At 73.3% G+C, this 16,653-nt stretch carries 16 protein-coding genes; 7 read left to right on the top strand and 9 right to left on the bottom strand.

The features are described from left to right. Positions 1–38 precede the first annotated feature (38 nt). From hutI to hutU, 4 genes are all read right to left on the bottom strand, one after another. Positions 39–1,214, bottom strand: coding sequence for an imidazolonepropionase (hutI, locus tag ACWC0C_RS02675; protein WP_450861047.1), 1,176 nt, complete (start codon positions 1,212–1,214; stop codon positions 39–41). A 38-nt stretch (positions 1,215–1,252) separates the two neighbouring features. After that, entirely contained in the window at positions 1,253–2,590 is a 1,338-nt protein-coding gene (locus tag ACWC0C_RS02670) for a formimidoylglutamate deiminase (RefSeq protein ID WP_450861045.1), read from the bottom strand. Then, on the bottom strand, positions 2,587–3,789 hold the full coding sequence (locus ACWC0C_RS02665; protein WP_449197448.1) for an allantoate amidohydrolase: 1,203 nt from the start codon (positions 3,787–3,789) through the stop codon (positions 2,587–2,589). The genes ACWC0C_RS02670 and ACWC0C_RS02665 overlap by 4 nt, the downstream gene beginning before the upstream one ends. Before the next feature lie 191 nt (positions 3,790–3,980). Further along, entirely contained in the window at positions 3,981–5,645 is a 1,665-nt protein-coding gene (gene hutU / locus ACWC0C_RS02660) for a urocanate hydratase (RefSeq protein ID WP_450861043.1), read from the bottom strand. A gap of 148 nt (positions 5,646–5,793) precedes the next feature. Between hutU and ACWC0C_RS02655 the strand changes: the two genes are divergently transcribed. The 5 genes from ACWC0C_RS02655 to ACWC0C_RS02635 all read left to right on the top strand — a co-directional run bounded on the left by ACWC0C_RS02655 (position 5,794) and on the right by ACWC0C_RS02635 (position 9,431). Beyond that, positions 5,794–7,167, top strand: a complete 1,374-nt coding sequence (locus ACWC0C_RS02655) for a diaminopimelate decarboxylase (protein WP_450861041.1) — start codon at positions 5,794–5,796, stop codon at positions 7,165–7,167. A 178-nt stretch (positions 7,168–7,345) separates the two neighbouring features. Then, positions 7,346–7,729 (top strand): hypothetical protein, encoded by a 384-nt coding sequence (locus ACWC0C_RS02650; RefSeq protein ID WP_363215500.1) that lies wholly within the window; start codon positions 7,346–7,348, stop codon positions 7,727–7,729. Then, positions 7,726–8,529, top strand: a complete 804-nt coding sequence (locus ACWC0C_RS02645) for a transcriptional regulator (protein ID WP_450861039.1) — start codon at positions 7,726–7,728, stop codon at positions 8,527–8,529. Before ACWC0C_RS02650 ends, ACWC0C_RS02645 begins: the two co-directional genes overlap by 4 nt. A 31-nt stretch (positions 8,530–8,560) precedes the next feature. Next, a complete protein-coding gene (locus ACWC0C_RS02640; RefSeq protein WP_450861037.1) occupies positions 8,561–9,046 on the top strand; it encodes a roadblock/LC7 domain-containing protein in 486 nt (161 codons plus the stop codon). A 10-nt stretch (positions 9,047–9,056) separates the two neighbouring features. Then, on the top strand, positions 9,057–9,431 hold the full coding sequence (locus ACWC0C_RS02635; protein ID WP_449197443.1) for a hypothetical protein: 375 nt from the start codon (positions 9,057–9,059) through the stop codon (positions 9,429–9,431). Here the strand turns inward: ACWC0C_RS02635 and ACWC0C_RS02630 are convergent. From ACWC0C_RS02630 to ACWC0C_RS02620, 3 genes are all read right to left on the bottom strand, one after another. Beyond that, a complete protein-coding gene (locus tag ACWC0C_RS02630) occupies positions 9,428–10,027 on the bottom strand; it encodes a hypothetical protein (RefSeq protein ID WP_450861035.1) in 600 nt (199 codons plus the stop codon). The genes ACWC0C_RS02635 and ACWC0C_RS02630 overlap by 4 nt on opposite strands. A 104-nt stretch (positions 10,028–10,131) precedes the next feature. Further along, positions 10,132–11,025 (bottom strand): MurR/RpiR family transcriptional regulator, encoded by an 894-nt coding sequence (locus ACWC0C_RS02625; RefSeq protein WP_449197441.1) that lies wholly within the window; start codon positions 11,023–11,025, stop codon positions 10,132–10,134. Continuing rightward, positions 11,022–12,548 carry an aromatic amino acid ammonia-lyase gene (locus tag ACWC0C_RS02620; protein ID WP_450861032.1) on the bottom strand — a complete coding sequence of 509 codons (1,527 nt, stop codon included), beginning with the start codon at positions 12,546–12,548 and terminating at the stop codon, positions 11,022–11,024. Before ACWC0C_RS02620 ends, ACWC0C_RS02625 begins: the two co-directional genes overlap by 4 nt. A 181-nt stretch (positions 12,549–12,729) precedes the next feature. Between ACWC0C_RS02620 and ACWC0C_RS02615 the strand changes: the two genes are divergently transcribed. Next, a complete protein-coding gene (locus tag ACWC0C_RS02615; RefSeq protein WP_449197439.1) occupies positions 12,730–13,155 on the top strand; it encodes a hypothetical protein in 426 nt (141 codons plus the stop codon). A gap of 7 nt (positions 13,156–13,162) precedes the next feature. Here the strand turns inward: ACWC0C_RS02615 and ACWC0C_RS02610 are convergent, their stop codons facing one another. Further along, positions 13,163–13,924: an SDR family oxidoreductase gene (locus tag ACWC0C_RS02610; RefSeq protein ID WP_450861030.1), complete on the bottom strand. Its 762-nt coding sequence runs from the start codon at positions 13,922–13,924 to the stop codon at positions 13,163–13,165. Positions 13,925–14,087: 163 nt separating this feature from the next. Between ACWC0C_RS02610 and ACWC0C_RS02605 the strand changes: the two genes are divergently transcribed. Next, positions 14,088–14,921 carry a helix-turn-helix transcriptional regulator gene (locus tag ACWC0C_RS02605; RefSeq protein ID WP_450861139.1) on the top strand — a complete coding sequence of 278 codons (834 nt, stop codon included), beginning with the start codon at positions 14,088–14,090 and terminating at the stop codon, positions 14,919–14,921. A gap of 324 nt (positions 14,922–15,245) precedes the next feature. On the opposite strand, the gene ACWC0C_RS02600 is transcribed toward ACWC0C_RS02605, so the two are convergent. Then, entirely contained in the window at positions 15,246–16,637 is a 1,392-nt protein-coding gene (locus tag ACWC0C_RS02600) for a cystathionine beta-synthase (RefSeq protein ID WP_449197437.1), read from the bottom strand. Positions 16,638–16,653: the final 16 nt, after the last annotated feature.

The following is a 16,653-nucleotide window of genomic DNA, read 5'->3' as shown; positions in this document are numbered from 1 at the left end:
GGCCGCTCTCCCGCGGTGATCCCCGCGCCGGTCCCCGCTCAGACCACGCGTACGCCCTGTCGCCACACCCCGCTGACCAGGGGCACCCCCGGCCGGTAGGCGAGGTGGACGTGGCTCGGGGCGTCCAGGAGGGTCAGGTCGGCGCGGGCACCCGGGCTCAGCCGGCCGATGTCGGTGCGGCGCAGGGCCGCCGCGCCGCCCGCCGTGGCGGACCAGACCGCCTCGTTGGGGGTCATCCGCATGTCGCGGACGGCCAGGGCGATGCAGAAGGGGACGGAGGAGGTGAAGGACGAGCCGGGGTTGCAGTCGGTGGAGAGGGCGACCGTCACGCCGGCGTCGAGCAGGCGGCGGGCGTCCGGCCACTCGGCCCGAGTGGAGAACTCGGCGCCGGGCAGGAGCGTGGCCACCGTGTCACCGTTGGCCAGGGCGTCCACGTCCGCGTCCGTCAGGTGGGTGCAGTGGTCGGCGCTGGCCGCGTCCAGCTCGACGGCGAGCTGGACGCCGGGGCCGTAGGAGAGCTGGTTGGCGTGGATACGCGGGTGCAGGCCCTTCGCCTTGCCGGCGGTGAGGATCGCGCGGGCCTGGTCGCCGTCGAAGGCGCCCTTCTCGCAGAACACGTCGATCCAGCGGGCGTGCGGCGCGCAGGCGTCCAGCATCTCGCCGGTGACCAGGGCGACATAGGCGGCCGGGTCGTCGGCGTAGTCGGGCGAGACGATGTGTGCGCCGAGGTACGTCACCTCGTCGGTGTGCCGTGCCGCGATGCGCAGGGCGCGGGACTCGTCCTCGACGGTGAGGCCGTAGCCCGACTTCGTCTCGAAGGTGGTGGTGCCCTGGCGGAGGGCCTCCGCCAGGTAGTGGGTCAGGTTCGCCTCCAGGTCCGCGTCGCTCGCCGCCCGGGTGGCCGCGACGGTGGTGCGGATGCCGCCCGCCGTGTAGGAGCGGCCGGACATACGGGCGTTGAACTCCTGGGTGCGGTCGCCCGCGAACACCAGGTGGGAGTGCGAGTCCACGAAGCCCGGCAGCACCGCCCGGCCGCCCGCGTCGACCCGATTGTCAGTGGCGGGTGCTTTGCTTGATTCACCGGTCCACGCGACACGGTCGCCGTCGATGACGACGGCCGCGTCCTGGATCAGACCAAGGGGGGAGCCGTCACCGAGGGAGGGGTCGTTGGTGACCAGCGTGGCGATGTTGGTGATGACGGTGCTGCTGCTCATGGTGTCCTCGTGGGTGGCCGGGCGGGGGTCGGCTGGGTTCAGCCTCGGAGGGCTTCGACGGCGGCGGACAGCGCCTGCGGCACGTCCGGTACGAGCGTGTGCGTCCCGTCGCGTACGACGTGCCGACCGCCCACGACCGTGTGCCGTACGTCCGCCGAGGTCGCCGCGAATACGGCCGTCTCGGCGCCCAGCCTGGGCAGCGGCCCCGCTGTCCTGACCGAGTCGAGGGCGATCGTGGTGAAGTCGGCGAGGGCGCCGGTTTCGAGGGTGCCGGCCTCGTCCCAGCCGAGGGCGGCGTGACCGTCGGCGGTGGCCGCCCGCAGCAGGGCGCCGGCCGTCCAATGCCCCCGGGTGCGGGTGCGCAGCCGCTCGTTCAGCTCCATCGCGCGCGCCTCTTCGAGCAGGTCGATGACGGCGTGGCTGTCGGAGCCGAGGGAGAGCGGTGAGCCGGCCCGCTGCAGGGCGACGGCCGGGCCGATGCCGTCGGCCAGGTCGCGCTCGGTCGTCGGGCACATGCAGGTGCCGGTGCCGGAGCCGCCGAGCAGCGCGATGTCCTCGTCGGTGAGATGCGTGTTGTGCACACCGGTGGTGCGCGGCCCGAGGACGCCGTGGTCGGCGAGCAGCCGGGTGGGGGTGCGGCCGTGGGCGGCGAGGCAGGCGTCGTTCTCGGCGGTCTGCTCCGACAGGTGCACGTGCAGCGGCGCCCGCCGCTCCTCGGCCCACCCCGCCACGGTCGCCAGCTGGCCGGCCGGCACGGCCCGTACGGAGTGGATCGCCGCCCCGATCCGCGCGTGATCCCGTTCCTTGAGAACTGCACAGCGTTCGGCCCAGGCCTCCGCGCTGCCGTCGGAGAACCGCAGCTGGTGGGTGTTGGGTGCCTCACCGAAGCCGGAGGACAGATAGCAGGTGTCGAGGAGGGTGATCCGGACACCGGCTTCGGCGGCGGCCGCGATCAGCGCCTCGCCCATGGCGTTGGGGTCGGCGTAGGGGGTGCCGCCGGGGGCGTGGTGCACGTAGTGGAACTCGCCGACGCAGGTGATGCCGGCCAGGGCCATCTCGGCGTACACCGCGCGCGCCAGGGCGTGGTAGGTGTCCGGGGTCAGATGGTCGGCGACGGAGTACATCACCTCGCGCCAGGTCCAGAAGGTACCGCTGCCGACCTGGACGGTGCCGCGCAGCGCCCGGTGGAAGGCGTGGCTGTGGGCGTTGGCGAGCCCGGGCAGCGTGAGCCCGCGCAGCGCCTCGGCGCCGGGCGGCGGGGTGGGCGTCCCGGTGCGGACCGCGCCGATCCGCCCACCCTCGGCCTCGAGGACGACTCCCGGCTCGACGGTCGCGCCGAGCCAGGCGTGCTCCAACCAGTAGGTCCGCTTGGTCACCTGCAGGCCAGCCCTTCCAGTACGTCGGCGAGCGCGCGTACCCCGGCCACACAGTCGTCCTCGGCGGCGAACTCGGCCGGGGAGTGCGAGACACCGGTGGGGTTGCGCACGAACAGCATGGCGGTCGGAATGCTGCCGGAGAGGATTCCGGCGTCGTGTCCGGCCCCGGTCCCGAGGACGGGCACCTTCAGGCCGGTGTCCTTGCCGAGGATGCGGCCGAGTTCGTCACGCAGGGCGTGGTCGAACTCCACGACCGGGGTGAAGGACTCCCGGACGACGTCGAGATCGATGCCGTGGGCGTCGGCGTACTCCCGCGCGGCCTTCTCCACTCCCCCGACGACCGTGTCCAGGGTCTCCTGGTCGGCGGCGCGGGAGTCGAGCCAGCCGCGCACCAGCGAGGGGATGGCGTTGACGCCGTTCGGTTCCACGGCGATCTTGCCGAAGGTGGCGACGGCACCGGCGAGTTCGGCCTCACGGCGGGCGGCGAGCACGGTCTCGGCGTAGGACAGCATCGGGTCGTGCCGGTCGACCAGCCGGGTGGTGCCGGCGTGGTTGGCCTCGCCCCTGAAGTCGAACCTCCAGCGTCCGTGCGGCCAGATGGCGCTGGCGATGCCCACCTGGTCCCCGGACAGGTCCAGAGCCCGCCCCTGCTCGACGTGCAGCTCCACGAAGGCCCCGATCCGGGCCAGCCGCTCCGGATCGGCCCCGATCCCCTCGGGGTCGTACCCGGCGGCCTCCATGGCCTGCGGCAGGCTGATCCCGTCCCCGTCGGTGAGCCGGTGCGCCTGCTCGACGGTCAGCTGCCCGGCGGTGAGCCGCGACCCGACACAGGCGAGCCCGAACCGGGCCCCTTCCTCGTCCCCGAAGTTGACGATGGCCAGGGGCTTCGCGAGCCGCACTCCCCTCCCGCGCAGCTCGTCCAGGGCGGCGAAGGAGGACACGACCCCGAGGGGCCCGTCGAAGGCCCCGCCGTCCGGCACGGAGTCGAGGTGCGACCCGGTGACCACGGCGTCCCCGGCGGCCGGGTCCCCCAGCCAGGCCCACTGGTTCCCGTTCCGGTCGACCTCGTACGTCAGCCCCCGCCCCTCGGCCTGCTCCTTGAACCAGGCCCGGCAGTCGACATCGGCACCGGTCCAGGCGTAGCGCCGGTAGCCGCGGGACTCGGCGTGCCGCCCGATGGGGAGCAGCTCACGCCACATCTCAAGGAAAGAGGCACCACGCACAGGCTGTGGGGGTACAGGCTGTGGGCAGTCGTTCCGCAGGGCGATGGGGGTCCCCCCGGTCGAGCGCAGCCGAGACTGGGGGCGGGTGGGCACAGCCGAACCCGCACCCGGCGACGAGGCCTCAGCCCCCGCCGGAGAGTTGCCGCTGTGCCCGACTGCGTCCTGGGTCACGCGCCGTCACCCTCACGCATCGGCACCCGAACCCCACGCTCGGCAGCCACCGACTCCGCGATGTCGTACCCCGCGTCCACGTGCCGGATGACACCCATACCGGGGTCGTTGGTGAGAACGCGCCGGATCTTCTCGCCGCCCAGCTTCGTGCCGTCGGCCACCGTCACCTGCCCGGCGTGGATAGACCGCCCCATGCCCACGCCACCACCGTGGTGGATGGAGACCCAGGACGCACCGGACGCCACGTTCACCATGGCATTCAGCAGCGGCCAGTCGGCGATCGCGTCGGACCCGTCGAGCATGGCCTCCGTCTCGCGGTACGGCGAAGCGACGGAGCCGCAGTCCAGGTGGTCACGGCCGATGGCCAGCGGAGCCGCCAGTTCACCGGAGGCGACCATGTCGTTGAAGCGCTCGCCGGCCTTGTCCCGCTCGCCGTAGCCGAGCCAGCAGATACGCGCGGGCAGACCCTGGAAGTGGACGCGCTCGCCGGCCATCTTGATCCAGCGGGCCAGCGACTCGTTCTCCGGGAACAGCTCCAGGATCGCCTTGTCGGTCTTGGCGATGTCGGCGGGGTCGCCGGACAGAGCCGCCCAGCGGAAGGGGCCCTTGCCCTCGCAGAACAGCGGGCGGATGTACGCGGGGACGAAGCCGGGGAAGGCGAACGCCCGCCCGTAGCCCGCCAGTTGGGCCTCGCCGCGGATGGAGTTGCCGTAGTCGAAGACCTCGGCGCCGGCGTCCATGAAGCCGACCATGGCCTCGACGTGCTTCGCCATCGACTCACGGGCACGCGTGGTGAAGCCGGCCGGGTCCTTGGCGGCGGCGTCGGCCATGTCCTCGAAGGCCACGCCCACCGGCAGGTAGGACAGCGGGTCGTGGGCGGAGGTCTGGTCGGTGACGATGTCGATGGGGGCGTTCATCGCGAGCAGCTGCGGGACCAGCTCGGCCGCGTTGCCGAGGACGCCGATGGACAGCGGGCGGCGGGCGTCGCGGGCCTCGGCGGCCAGCTGGAGCGCGTGGTCGAGGGAGTCGGCCCGGACGTCCAGGTACCGGTGCTCGATGCGGCGCTCGATGGCGCGCGGGTCGCAGTCGATACAGATGGCGACGCCGTCGTTCATGGTCACGGCGAGGGGCTGGGCGCCGCCCATGCCGCCGAGGCCGGCGGTGAGGGTGATCGTGCCCGCGAGGGTGCCGTTGAACTTCTTCGCGGCGACGGCGGCGAAGGTCTCGTAGGTGCCCTGGAGGATGCCCTGGGTGCCGATGTAGATCCAGGAGCCGGCGGTCATCTGGCCGTACATGGTCAGGCCGAGGGCCTCCAGGCGGCGGAACTCCTCCCAGTTGGCCCAGTCGCCGACCAGGTTGGAGTTGGCGATGAGGACGCGCGGGGCCCACTCGTGGGTCTGCATCACGCCGACCGGGCGGCCGGACTGGACCAGCATGGTCTCGTCCTGCTTGAGGGTCTTCAGCGTGCGGACCATCGCGTCGAAGGAGCGCCAGTCACGGGCGGCCTTGCCGGTGCCGCCGTAGACGACGAGCTTGTCGGGGTGCTCCGCGACCTCCGGGTCGAGGTTGTTCTGCAGCATGCGCAGGGCGGCTTCCTGCTGCCATCCCAGGGCGCTGAGCTCCGTGCCGCGCGGGGCTCGTACGGGGCGGGGTCCCGACATCGTCTGCCTCCTCCTGTTGCTATGTCTATTCACATCCTGTCTTTCTGAATAGAACTAGTCAATACATCGGGCCGACCCCGTCCGCGCGCCGTCGGTGTTTGGCTGGATGTACGCGAGACGGACACGAGGGCGAACGAGGGGAGAAGCCGTGGAGCAGGAGCTCGAAACGGAAGCTCGCGAACGTGCGGCCCGGCGGGACGAGGCGGTGCGCGCGGCCGTGGAGCAGGGACTGCTGGGGCCGGACGCGGCCGTGGTGGGACTGCTGGACGTGACCGGGATCCGGAGGTCGGCGGCGGCCCTGCGGGCGGCGTTCGACGCGGTCCTGCCGCCCGGGACGCCGGTGCTGCACGCCTTCGCGGTGAAGGCGACCCCGCTGGTGCCGGTGCTGCGGCTGCTGCACGAGGCGGGCATCGGCGCGGAGGTGGCGAGCCCGGGCGAGCTGGCGCTGGCCCGCGCGGCCGGGGTGCCGGCCGGCCGGACCGTGCTGGACTCACCCGCCAAGACCCCGGCCGAGCTGCGGGAGGCGCTGGCGCTGGGCATCGCGGTGAACGCCGACAACCCGCAGGAGCTGGACCGCCTGGACACCCTCGTGCGCACGGCCCCCACCGGGTCCCCGCTCGGCATCCGGGTCAACCCGCAGGTCGGCGGCGGCACGATCGGGGCGACCTCGACGGCGACGGCGACCTCGAAGTTCGGGGTGGCGCTGCGCGACGAGGGAGCGCGCGAGTGGGCCGTGCGGGCGTATCTGGACCGGCCCTGGCTGACCCGGCTGCACGCGCACACCGGCTCGCAGGGCATTCCGCCGGCACTGCTGGCACGGGGGGTGGCCGAGACGTACGCGCTCGCGGAGGAGATCAACGCGCGGGCGGGGCGGCGGCAGATCGACACGCTCGACATCGGCGGCGGGCTGCCGGTGAACTTCGCGGGCGAGGCCACGGCGCCGTCGTACGCGGAGCACGCCCGGCTGCTGGCCGGGGAGGTGCCGGGGCTGTTCGACGGGCGGTACGGGCTGGTGACCGAATTCGGGCGGTCGCTGCTGGCCAAGCACGGCACGGTGGTGGCCCGGGTGGAGTACGCCAAGAGCGCGGGCGGGCGGCGGATCGCGGTGACGCACGCGGGTGTGCAGGTGGCGACGCGGACCGTGTACGCGCCGGGGGCGTGGCCGCTGAGGATCGCCGCGTACGACGCCAAGGGGCGGCCGAAGCCGGGGCCCGACGTGGTGCAGGACGTGGCCGGTCCGGCCTGCTTCTCGGGCGACCTGCTGGCCGAGGGGCGCGCGCTGCCCCTGCTGGAGCAGGGCGACTACGCGGCGGCACTGGACACGGGCGCGTACTACTTCGCCCACCACTACGCCTACAACTCCCTCCCCCGGCCCGGCATCCACGGCTTCGCACCGGACGGCTCGGGAGGCGTCGCCTTCGCGGCCGTCCGCGAGCCGCAGACGATCGCCGAGGTGGTGGCGGAGTCCGGCGGGGCGCACGCGGACACGCTCACCACCCTGCGAGCACCCGGAGACCGTTGACACACCCCGGCACCCCTCGCGGGAATGAATCAACTCGCCTGACACACACGTCAGTTGACCCACACTAGTACGCCGGACGCATGTTCCACTGGAAAATGCCAAAGGCCTCACCTCCCGCGCACACGATGCGTAGTGTCGCTGTCACTCAGCCGGAGTCCCAGGCGGGAGGGGAGCCACGGTGCCCGGAATCGACGAGTGCCTGCTGGAAGCGATGCGGTTGCCCGGTGCGCGGGGAGCGGCGCTGGTGGACTGGACGAGCGGACTGGCCCTCGGCACGGTCGGGGAGGCGCCCGGCGGCGATCACGAGACGACCGCCGCCGAGGCCGCCGAACTGGCCCGGATGGCCGCCGAGCACGGCGCCTTCGCGGCCCACGGGGACGGCCACCCGCCCGTCGAGGACGTGATCGTCAGCAACCACGACAGCTACCACCTGCTGAGATTCGTGGACACGTCCTTCGACAGCAGCGTCTTCCTGCATCTGTGGCTCGGGCGCGAGGAGGGCAACCTCGCGCTCGCCCGGATCCGGCTCGGCGAGATGGCCGCCCGGCTGGTGCTGGGATGACCGTGACGCGGATACCTCCGCCGCCGCTGCCGGTGCGGGACAAGTCGGCGGGCCGGGCCCTGTCGCCGATGCTGACCCGGCTCGCCGAGGAGCGGGCCACCGGCGTCCTGGTCCGCGAGCACGGCACCCTGTTTCTCGCCGAGGGCCGGGTGGTGCACGTCGAGAGCCCCCACTCCCCGGGCCTCGACGTGCTCCTCACGGCCCACGGCACCCTCGCGGGCACCGCCTGGCAGCGGGCCGCCGCCGCGACCCCCGGCCCGCTGCAGGCCGCCGAACTCCTGCTGGAATCCGGGCTGTTACCCGCGGGCGCGCTGGAGCTGTGCCATCTGGACGCGCTGTACGACGCCGGGTTCTTCGCGCTGGCCCCGAGCAGCGCCCCGGGCCGGTTCCGCTACGACGGCACGCCCCGGATCGGCCCGCTGCCCTCGGTCCCGGTCGTCGCGCTGGAACGCGAGACGCTGCGCCGCCGGCTGCTGCTGCACCGGCTGTGGCCCGACCCGGCCGTCGACAGCGCCCCGCTGATCCGTGCGGACCCCGCCGCCGGGCCGGCCGCCGCCGCGCCGGTCACGCCCCGGCAGCGGGCGGTCCTGGACCGCGTGGACGGCGTCCGCACGGCCACCCGGATCGCCCGGAACCTGGGCCGGCAGGCCTTCCACACGCTGGTCGACATACGCCGGCTCGCGGCGGCCGGCCATGTCACCCCCCAGCCGACGGCGCCCGCCCCGCCGCCCCCACCCCCGGTCACCGACCCCGACATCGCGCTGCTGAAGAGGCTCAGGGATGCACTGGAGGCGCTTTGAACGGCACCGCACCGCCGAGAGGAGAGAGCTGATGGTGTCCAAGGAGGACCTCCAGGCCGTCCTGGACGAGCTGCACCGGCTGCGCAGCCGGGTGCCGCAGCTCACCGGCGCCCTGGCGGCCGGCGTCGACGGCCTCGTCGTCGCCCACGACACGCCCGGAGTCGACCCGGAGGGCCTTTCCGCCCTCACCGCCGCCGCGCTCGGCGTCGCCGTGCGGGTCACCGACGCCACCGGGAACGGCGGCTTCCGCGAGCTGCTGGTGCGCGGCGAGCGCGGCTACGTCGCCACCTACGCGGCCGGCCGCACCGCCGTACTGACCCTGCTCGCCCAGGACCGGGTCAACGTCGGCCGGCTGCACCTGGAGGGGCGCCGGGCCGGCGCCCGGATCGGGGAGCTGCTCGACGCCGCCGACGCCGCGGCCCGCTCGGCCCGTACGGCCGCCAGATCCGCACCGGCACGCACCCGGACCACGCGCGCCCAGCGCACGGGCACCACACCCACCGCAACCGACAGTTGAGAGGACCACCATGGCCAACACCGAGACCGCGCTGAAGGAAGCCCTCACCTCGATCGAGGGCGCCACCGGCGTCGCGCTCGTCGACTACACCAGCGGGATGGCGCTGGGCACGATGGGCGGCAGCAAGACCTTCGACCTGAACGTGGCCGCCGCGGGCAACACCGACGTGATCCGCGCCAAGATGCGCACGATGGAGATGCTGAACCTCAAGGGCGAGATCGAGGACATCCTGATCACGCTGACGGACCAGTACCACCTGGTGCGCCTGCTCAAGGGGCGCGGCGGCAACGGCCTGTTCCTCTACCTCGTCCTGGACTCGTCCCGGGCCAACCTGGCGATGGCCCGGCACCAGCTGAAGCGGATCGAGGAGGAGCTGGAGGTCTAGGGCCTGTCCGGCCGGAGCAGCGCCGCGGTGCGGCGGCGGGACCCGCCCGGGGCCGCGTCGCCGGCCGCGGTGCCCGTACCGCGCAGGCCCTTCACGTGCCTGCCCGCCGGGCGCCCGGCGCGCCGGTCGAGCCAGTCGACGCGCACCCACAGCAGCGTCTCCCCGGCCCGCTCGAGCCGCCCGATCCAGGCGGCCTTCAGCCGCAGCCCGGTGCCGAGCCCGGCCAGCAGCATGCCGCCGGCCGCGGGCACCGCGAAGGAGGAGCCGAGCGCGACGACGAAGGCCGTCAGCAGCCACCAGCGGTGGCCGCGGCGCCAGTTGCGCACGGTCACCGCCCGGTCCTGCAGTATGTCGTACTTGCCCGCGCGGGCCGCGCCGCGGGCGAGGGCGCCGTACCGGCCCCGCCGCAGCAGCGCCACGGCGGCCGCACCGACGAGGAACAGCGCGGCACCGGCGAGCACCCCGATCCGCCGCCCGGTCAGCCCCGGCGCCAGCGCCCCGATCCCGGCGGCGACCACCCCGAACCACCACAGTGGTGCGGCCCCGGCCCGTACGACGACGGCCACCCGGGCCAGCCCCTGTCCTCCGCGCGCCACGTCAGCCTCCCGTGTCACGTGTCCACCACACGCGTGTGTCTCGTGGGGAAGCTAGCGGCCGAAGGTGAGACGAATCTGAGAGCACCCGGGCTCGAAGTCCACCGTCATTCCACGAAGAGCCCGCGGGCCGCCGCCTTCGCGTCGAACTCCTCCAGCCGGGCCTGTGCCTGGGGCAGGTCGTCGCAGACCGCCTCCAGCAGCACCCGCCCGAGCAGCATCGGCGCGCACGCGGTGTCGAAGGCGAGCCCGGTGCCGACGGCGGCGGGCAGCAGCAGGTCGGAGTGCTTGGCGACCGGCGCGAACGCGGAGTCGGCGACGGTGACGGTCGTCAGGCCCACGTCCTTGGCGTAGGCGAGGGTGTCGACGACCTCGCGGGGATGCCGGGGCAGCGCGAAGCACAGCAGCGCGGAGGCGCCCGCGCGGACGGCCGCGTCGATCCGGTCCTGGATCATCGTGCCGCCCTCGTTGAGCAGCCGGACGTCCGGGTGGACCTTGGCGGCGAAGTAGGCGAAGCCGTACGCCTGGGAGGCGGCGGCGCGCAGGCCCAGCACCGGCAGCGGGCGGGAGGCGGCCAGGATCCGGCCGGCCCGCTGCACCGGGCGGGGGTCGGCGAGGAGTTCGGCGAGGTGCCGAAGGTTCTCGATCTCGGCCTCGACGGCCTGCTGGTACTCGTTGAAGGCGCCCGCCTCGGCAGCCGGTTCGGCGGGTACGACCTCACGCAGATGCTTGCGCAGCGCCGGATAGCCGTCGAAGCCGAGCGCGACGGCGAACCGGGTCACCGAGGGCTGGCTGACCCCGGCCAGCTCGGCCAGCTCCACGCTGGACAGGAAGGGCACGTCGGCGGCCCGCCGCACCATGCTGTGCGCGATCCGGCGCTGGGTGGGCGTGAGCCGGTGCCCTTCGAAGAGCGCCTGCAGGCGGTTCGCGGGGGTGTCGGTCACGCCACCGGACGCGGCACCTTCCACGACACCGGCACCGGTGTCCCTGTCCACGCTCATGACGCGCTCCCCCTCCAGATGTCCGTGAACCGGTCGAGCAGTGTGGCCGCCTGCGTCACGTCGTCCGTGAGCGGCCGGTCGGCCGGGTCGGCGTCGAGCACCGAATCGGCGAGTGCGAAGGCCCGGCCGGCCGGCAGCCCGGGGTCGGGCCGCAGGTCGCGCTGGCGCAGCGCGCGGACGGCGGCGACCAGCTCGCAGCCGACCACCAGACGATACGCACCGCACGCGCGCAGGGTCTGCCGCGCGGCGAGCGAGGCGAAACTCGCCTGTTCCTCGACGCCCCGGGAGAGTACAGCGTGGCCGAGCGAGGCGGGCGCGGAAAAGGCCCGCAGATCACCCAGGGCCGCTCCGGCCGCGTACTCCAGGATCATCACGCCGGAGGAGGCCGGCTTGTGATCGGCGAGGAAAGGGCGCAGCCGGGTGTAGGCGGGCTCGTTGAGCGTGGACAGGCGGGAGGTGGACAGCCGGGCCACCTGGGTCAGCGCGAGCCTGAAGTGGTCCAGGGCGAGGGCCAGTTGGGCCTGGTAGAAGCCGCCGTGGTGGTAGGCGGCCAGGTCCCCGGGGGCGATGAGCGGGTTCTCGGCGGCCGCGTTGATCTCCACGGTCAGGACCTGCTCCAGGGCGTCGGCCGCGTCGTGCGCCGGGCCGTGGATCTGGGGCAGGCAGCGCAGGCCGTAGGGGTCCTGGATCCGGCCGAGCGGCGGGGTGGGACGGTCGGCGGCGCCGATCAGCTCCCGCATCCGCCGGGCCACCTCGGTGCTGCCCCGGTGCGGGCGGGCGGCGTGCACGGGGGCGGCGTACGGCTCGTGGGAGCCGTCGACGGCGCTGAGGGACAGCGCGGCGACGACCTGGGTGGCGCCGATGAGCCCGCGCAGTTCGTGCAGGGCGAGCGCGGACTGGCCGAGGGTGAGGGCGTTGCTGCTGATCAGGGCGAGGGCGTCGTTGTTGTCGAGGGGCTGTGGCTCGGGGGCGCCCGCGCCGCGCCAGGGGTGTTCCCCGGCGAGCGCGAGACCGGCCTGGGCGAGGGCCGCGATGTCGCCGGTGCCGACGGAGCCGAACTCGTTGACCACCGGATACGCGCCGCTCCCCAGGGCCTCGCACAGAGCGGTGACCACGCCGGGCCGCAGCCCCGCGCCGCCGGCCAGCAGCTGGTTGGCGCGGACGGCGAGCATCGCGCGCACCTGGCGGGCGGGGAGTTCGTCGCCGATGGCACCGGCGTGGCTGCGCAGCAGGCGCAGGCCGTGGCCGGCGGCGGCCTCGGTGGGCACGTCCTCGTTCCGGTTGGCGCCGACGCCGGTGGAGCGGCCGTAGACGCGCCCGGTGGCGGCGATCTGCCGGGCGGCGTTCCAGGAGTGCTCCGCGCGCCGCATCGCGCCGGTCTCGGGGACGGGATGCGCGGCGCCGTCGGCCAGGCGCACGACGTCCTCGACGCCGAGTCCGGACCCGTCCAGGACGACGGTCGCGGTCCGCGCCGACGGCATGGACGGCACGGCCTGCGGCGCGTCCACGATGCGAGACGACATGACGCCCGAACTCCCCTCGGTCCCCGACGAGCTATTCACACACCAAGAACTCTGCATGACGTTATGCAGCCGGGCAAGGGACGTCTCACCGGCCTCAAGCAGCACGGGCAGGTGAAGCAGGACCCGAAGAGGGGGGTTGTCCCCAGTGCGGAGGGCGTGGCCGTTCCCTAGGGTGAATGGCATGAGCACACCGGACACACGGGACGTCGACCTCAAGAAGGACCTCGACGCCACCGTGCGGGCACGCAGGGACCTGGGCGACGACTACGACTCCGCCCTGGTGGACTCCTTCCTGGAGAAGGTCGAGCAGCGGATCGACGACACGGTGGACCGCCGGGTACGGCGCCACCTGGCCGAGCAGCGGATGGAGTCCGCGCGCGGCGCGCGGCGCCCGAAGGACGCCGACACCTGGACCGAGCGCTTCGGGTTCGGCGTCCTCTCGCTGGTCCTCGCCATCCCGCTGTCCGCCGTGGGCGGCGGCGTGGCGGGGACGACCGGGACGATCGCCACCTGGGTCGGCATCGTCGGCGTCAACTTCGCCCAGGCGGTACGGCTCAACCCGGAGCTGCTCACCGGCCGCCGCGACCGCTCCGACCGGCAGGACTGAGCCCCGCTCAGGCCTGCCGGGTCGGCAGGACCATGATCTGGCGGAGGTTGACGTGCCGGGGCCGGCTGGTGGCGTAGGCGACGACGTCCGCCACCTCGGCCGCCGAGAGGGCACCGATCGCCTCGACCATGCCGTCCAGTTGCCCGGACAGCTCCGCGCTGTCGACGTGGTCCTTCAGCTCGGTCTCCGTCAGCCCCGGCTCGATGTTCGTCACCCGTACGTCGAGCGGCCCGAACTCGGTGCGCAGGGACTGCGAGAGATAGGTGACGGCGGCCTTCGTGGCGCCGTACACCGCGTAGTTGGGGAAGGCGATGTGGGCGCCGATGGAGGAGACGTTCACCAGGTCGGCGGCGCGGCCCTCGCCGGCGGCGGCCACCAGGTCGGCGCGGAAGGCGCGGATGACCCGCAGCACTCCGGTGACGTTGGTGTCGAGCATCCGCTGCCACTCGTCGAGCCGGCCGTCGGCGACCGGGTTCGGGAGCATGACCCCGGCGTTGTTGACGACGAGGTCGACGGCCCCGAACGTCTCGTGCACCAGATCCCGGGCGGCCGCCACCGACGCGTCGTCGGTGACGTCGGCGGCCACGGCGAGCGCCTCGCCCCCGTCGGCCCGGATCTTCTCCACCAGCGCCTGGAGCCGGTCCGCGCGCCGGGCGAGCAGCGCCACCCGGGCGCCCTCGGCGGCCAGCCGCAGCGCGAGGGCCTCGCCGATGCCGCTGGCGGCTCCGGTGACGACGGCGGTGCGGCCGGACAGGTTCTCGTACGACATGGGTGTTCCCCCTGGGTGTTCGCACCGGGGCGGTTCCCCGGCGGCTGACACCACCCTCGCCGTATCCGCCGCCCGCACCCAGGGATGTGCTTTTCCTGGGTATGCCAGTACCAGGTTCGCGGTGCGGGGCCTCCCCTACGATCGGGGCATGGACGGGGATTGGCTGGAAGGCGAAGTCGGCGACTTCCTGCGCTCGCGACGGGCGCGGATACAGCCCGAGGAGGTGGGGCTGCCCAGCCACGGGCGGCGCCGCGTACCGGGCTTGCGCCGCGAGGAGGTGGCGCAGCTCGCGGGGGTCAGCGTCGACTACTACATCCGCCTGGAACAGGGGCGGGGGACGAGCGTCAGCGACGCCGTCCTGGACGCGATCGCCCGGGTGCTGCGACTGGACGAGACCGAGCACGCGCATCTGCGGACGGTGGCGCGTCCCCGCCGGCAGCGCGGGCGGCGGCAGCAGACCGCGCCCCGGGTCCGCCCCGGCGTGCAGATCCTGCTCGACGGCATGGAGCGCAGCCCCGCGTTCGTGTTGGGCCGCCGCATGGAGGTCCTCGCCTGGAACGCCCTCGGCGACGCGGTGAACGGCTTCAGCCGCGTGGCCCCGGCGGAGCGCAGCATGCCCCGGCAGGTCTTCCTGGCCGCGGCCGGCCGTGACCTCTACCCCGAGTGGCATGCGGTCGCCGCCCAGACGGTGGCCCACCTGCGCGTGAACGCGGGCCGGTACGCCGACGACCCCGAGCTGTGCGCGCTGGTCGGCGAACTCTCCCTGAAGAGCGAGGACTTCCGCCGGCTGTGGGCGGACCACGAGGTCAAGGAGTGCGCGTACGGCGTGAAGAAGATCCGGCACCCGGTGGCGGGCCTGCTGACCCTCCCGTACGAGACCCTGACCATCCCGGCGTCCCCGGACCAGACGATCGTGGCGTACACACCGGAGCCCGGGTCGGAGACGGCGGAGAGGCTGGCGCTGCTGGGGAGTTGGGAGTCCAGCACCGCTCACTGAGCCCCTGGAAGAGAATTGCGCGGGGACCGCCGCACCCCCGTTGCCGGGGGGCGGGACGACGGCGGTCCCCGCGAGGGACGCGGGCCGGGTCAGGGCCGGGCTGCGCGTCCGTGGCGTCCATGGAGGTCCGGGAGCCGCTCCGGAGGTCCTTGGCGCCGTTCGGCGCCGGCCGGGGCGGGGAGCCGCTCCCGCCCTGCCGACACCCACTAATCTGCCGGACGCGTGTTAAGCGGGTGCTGCGCGCACGTGACACTTCCGGTACGGCTCGAACGGCCCAGGTCACCGTAAGTTCGCCCGGGTCACGGGCCGTTCACCGCAGGTTCGTCACCTGTTACCGCCCTTGGCCAGGAAGGCCAGCAGGTCCTGCCGGCTGACCACACCGGTCGGCTTGCCCTCGACGAGGACGATCGCCGCGTCGGCCGAGCCGAGCACGGACATCAGGTCGCCGACCGCCTCGCCGGAGCCGACCTGGGGCAGCGGGGCGGACATGTGCTTCTCCAGCGGGTCGTCGAGGGAGGCGCGCTTGCTGAACAGGGCGTCCAGCAGCTCCCGTTCCACTACGGACCCGACGACCTCGGCGGCCATCACATCCGGGTGACCGGCGCCCGGCTTGACGACCGGCATCTGCGAGACGCCGTACTCGCGCAGCACCTCGATGGCCTGGCCGACGGTCTCCTCCGGGTGCATGTGCACCAGGGACGGGATGGAGCCGCCCGCCTTGTCGCTGAGGACGTCGCCGACGCGGGCGCTCGGGCCCTCGTCCTCCAGGAAGCCGTAGTCGGCCATCCACTCGTCGTTGAAGATCTTGCTGAGGTAGCCACGCCCGCTGTCCGGGAGCAGCACCACCACGACGTCGTCGGGCCCGAGCCGCTCGGCGACCCGCAGCGCGGCGACGACGGCCATGCCGCAGGAGCCGCCGACGAGCAGCCCCTCCTCCTTGGCGAGGCGGCGGGTCATCTGGAAGGAGTCCTTGTCGGACACGGCGACGATCTCGTCCGCGACGGTCCGGTCATAGGCGGTCGGCCAGAAGTCCTCGCCCACGCCCTCGACGAGGTACGGCCGCCCGGAGCCGCCGGAGTAGACGGACCCCTCCGGGTCGGCGCCGACGACCTTGACCTTGCCGTCGCTGACGTCCTTCAGATAGCGCCCGGTACCGGAGATGGTGCCACCGGTGCCCACGCCCGCCACGAAGTGGGTGATCTTCCCCTCGGTCTGCTCCCACAGCTCGGGGCCGGTCGAGTGATAGTGCGAGAGCGGGTTGTTGGGGTTGGAGTACTGGTCGGGCTTCCACGCGCCCGGGGTCTCGCGGACGAGGCGGTCGGAGACGTTGTAGTACGAGTCCGGGTGCTCGGGTGCCACGGCGGTCGGGCAGACGACCACTTCCGCGCCGTACGCGCGCAGCACGTTGATCTTGTCCGTCGACACCTTGTCAGGGCAGACGAAGATGCACTTGTAGCCCTTCTGCTGGGCGACGATCGCGAGCCCCACGCCGGTGTTGCCGCTGGTCGGCTCGACGATCGTGCCGCCCGGCTTCAGCTCCCCGCTCTGCTCGGCGGCCTCGATCATGCGCAGGGCGATGCGGTCCTTCACGGAGCCGCCCGGGTTGAAGTACTCCACCTTGGCCAGGACGGTCGCCTGGATGCCCTTGGTCACGTTGTTGAGCCGCACCAGCGGGGTGTTGCCGACGAGGCTGATCATCGAGTCGTGGAATTGCACCGTTGTCTCCGGTCGC

Source organism: Streptomyces sp. NPDC001709 (assembly GCF_053596375.1).
The sequence above is the reverse complement of the archived record's forward strand: the minus strand, read 5'-3'. Positions and strand labels throughout refer to the sequence as shown.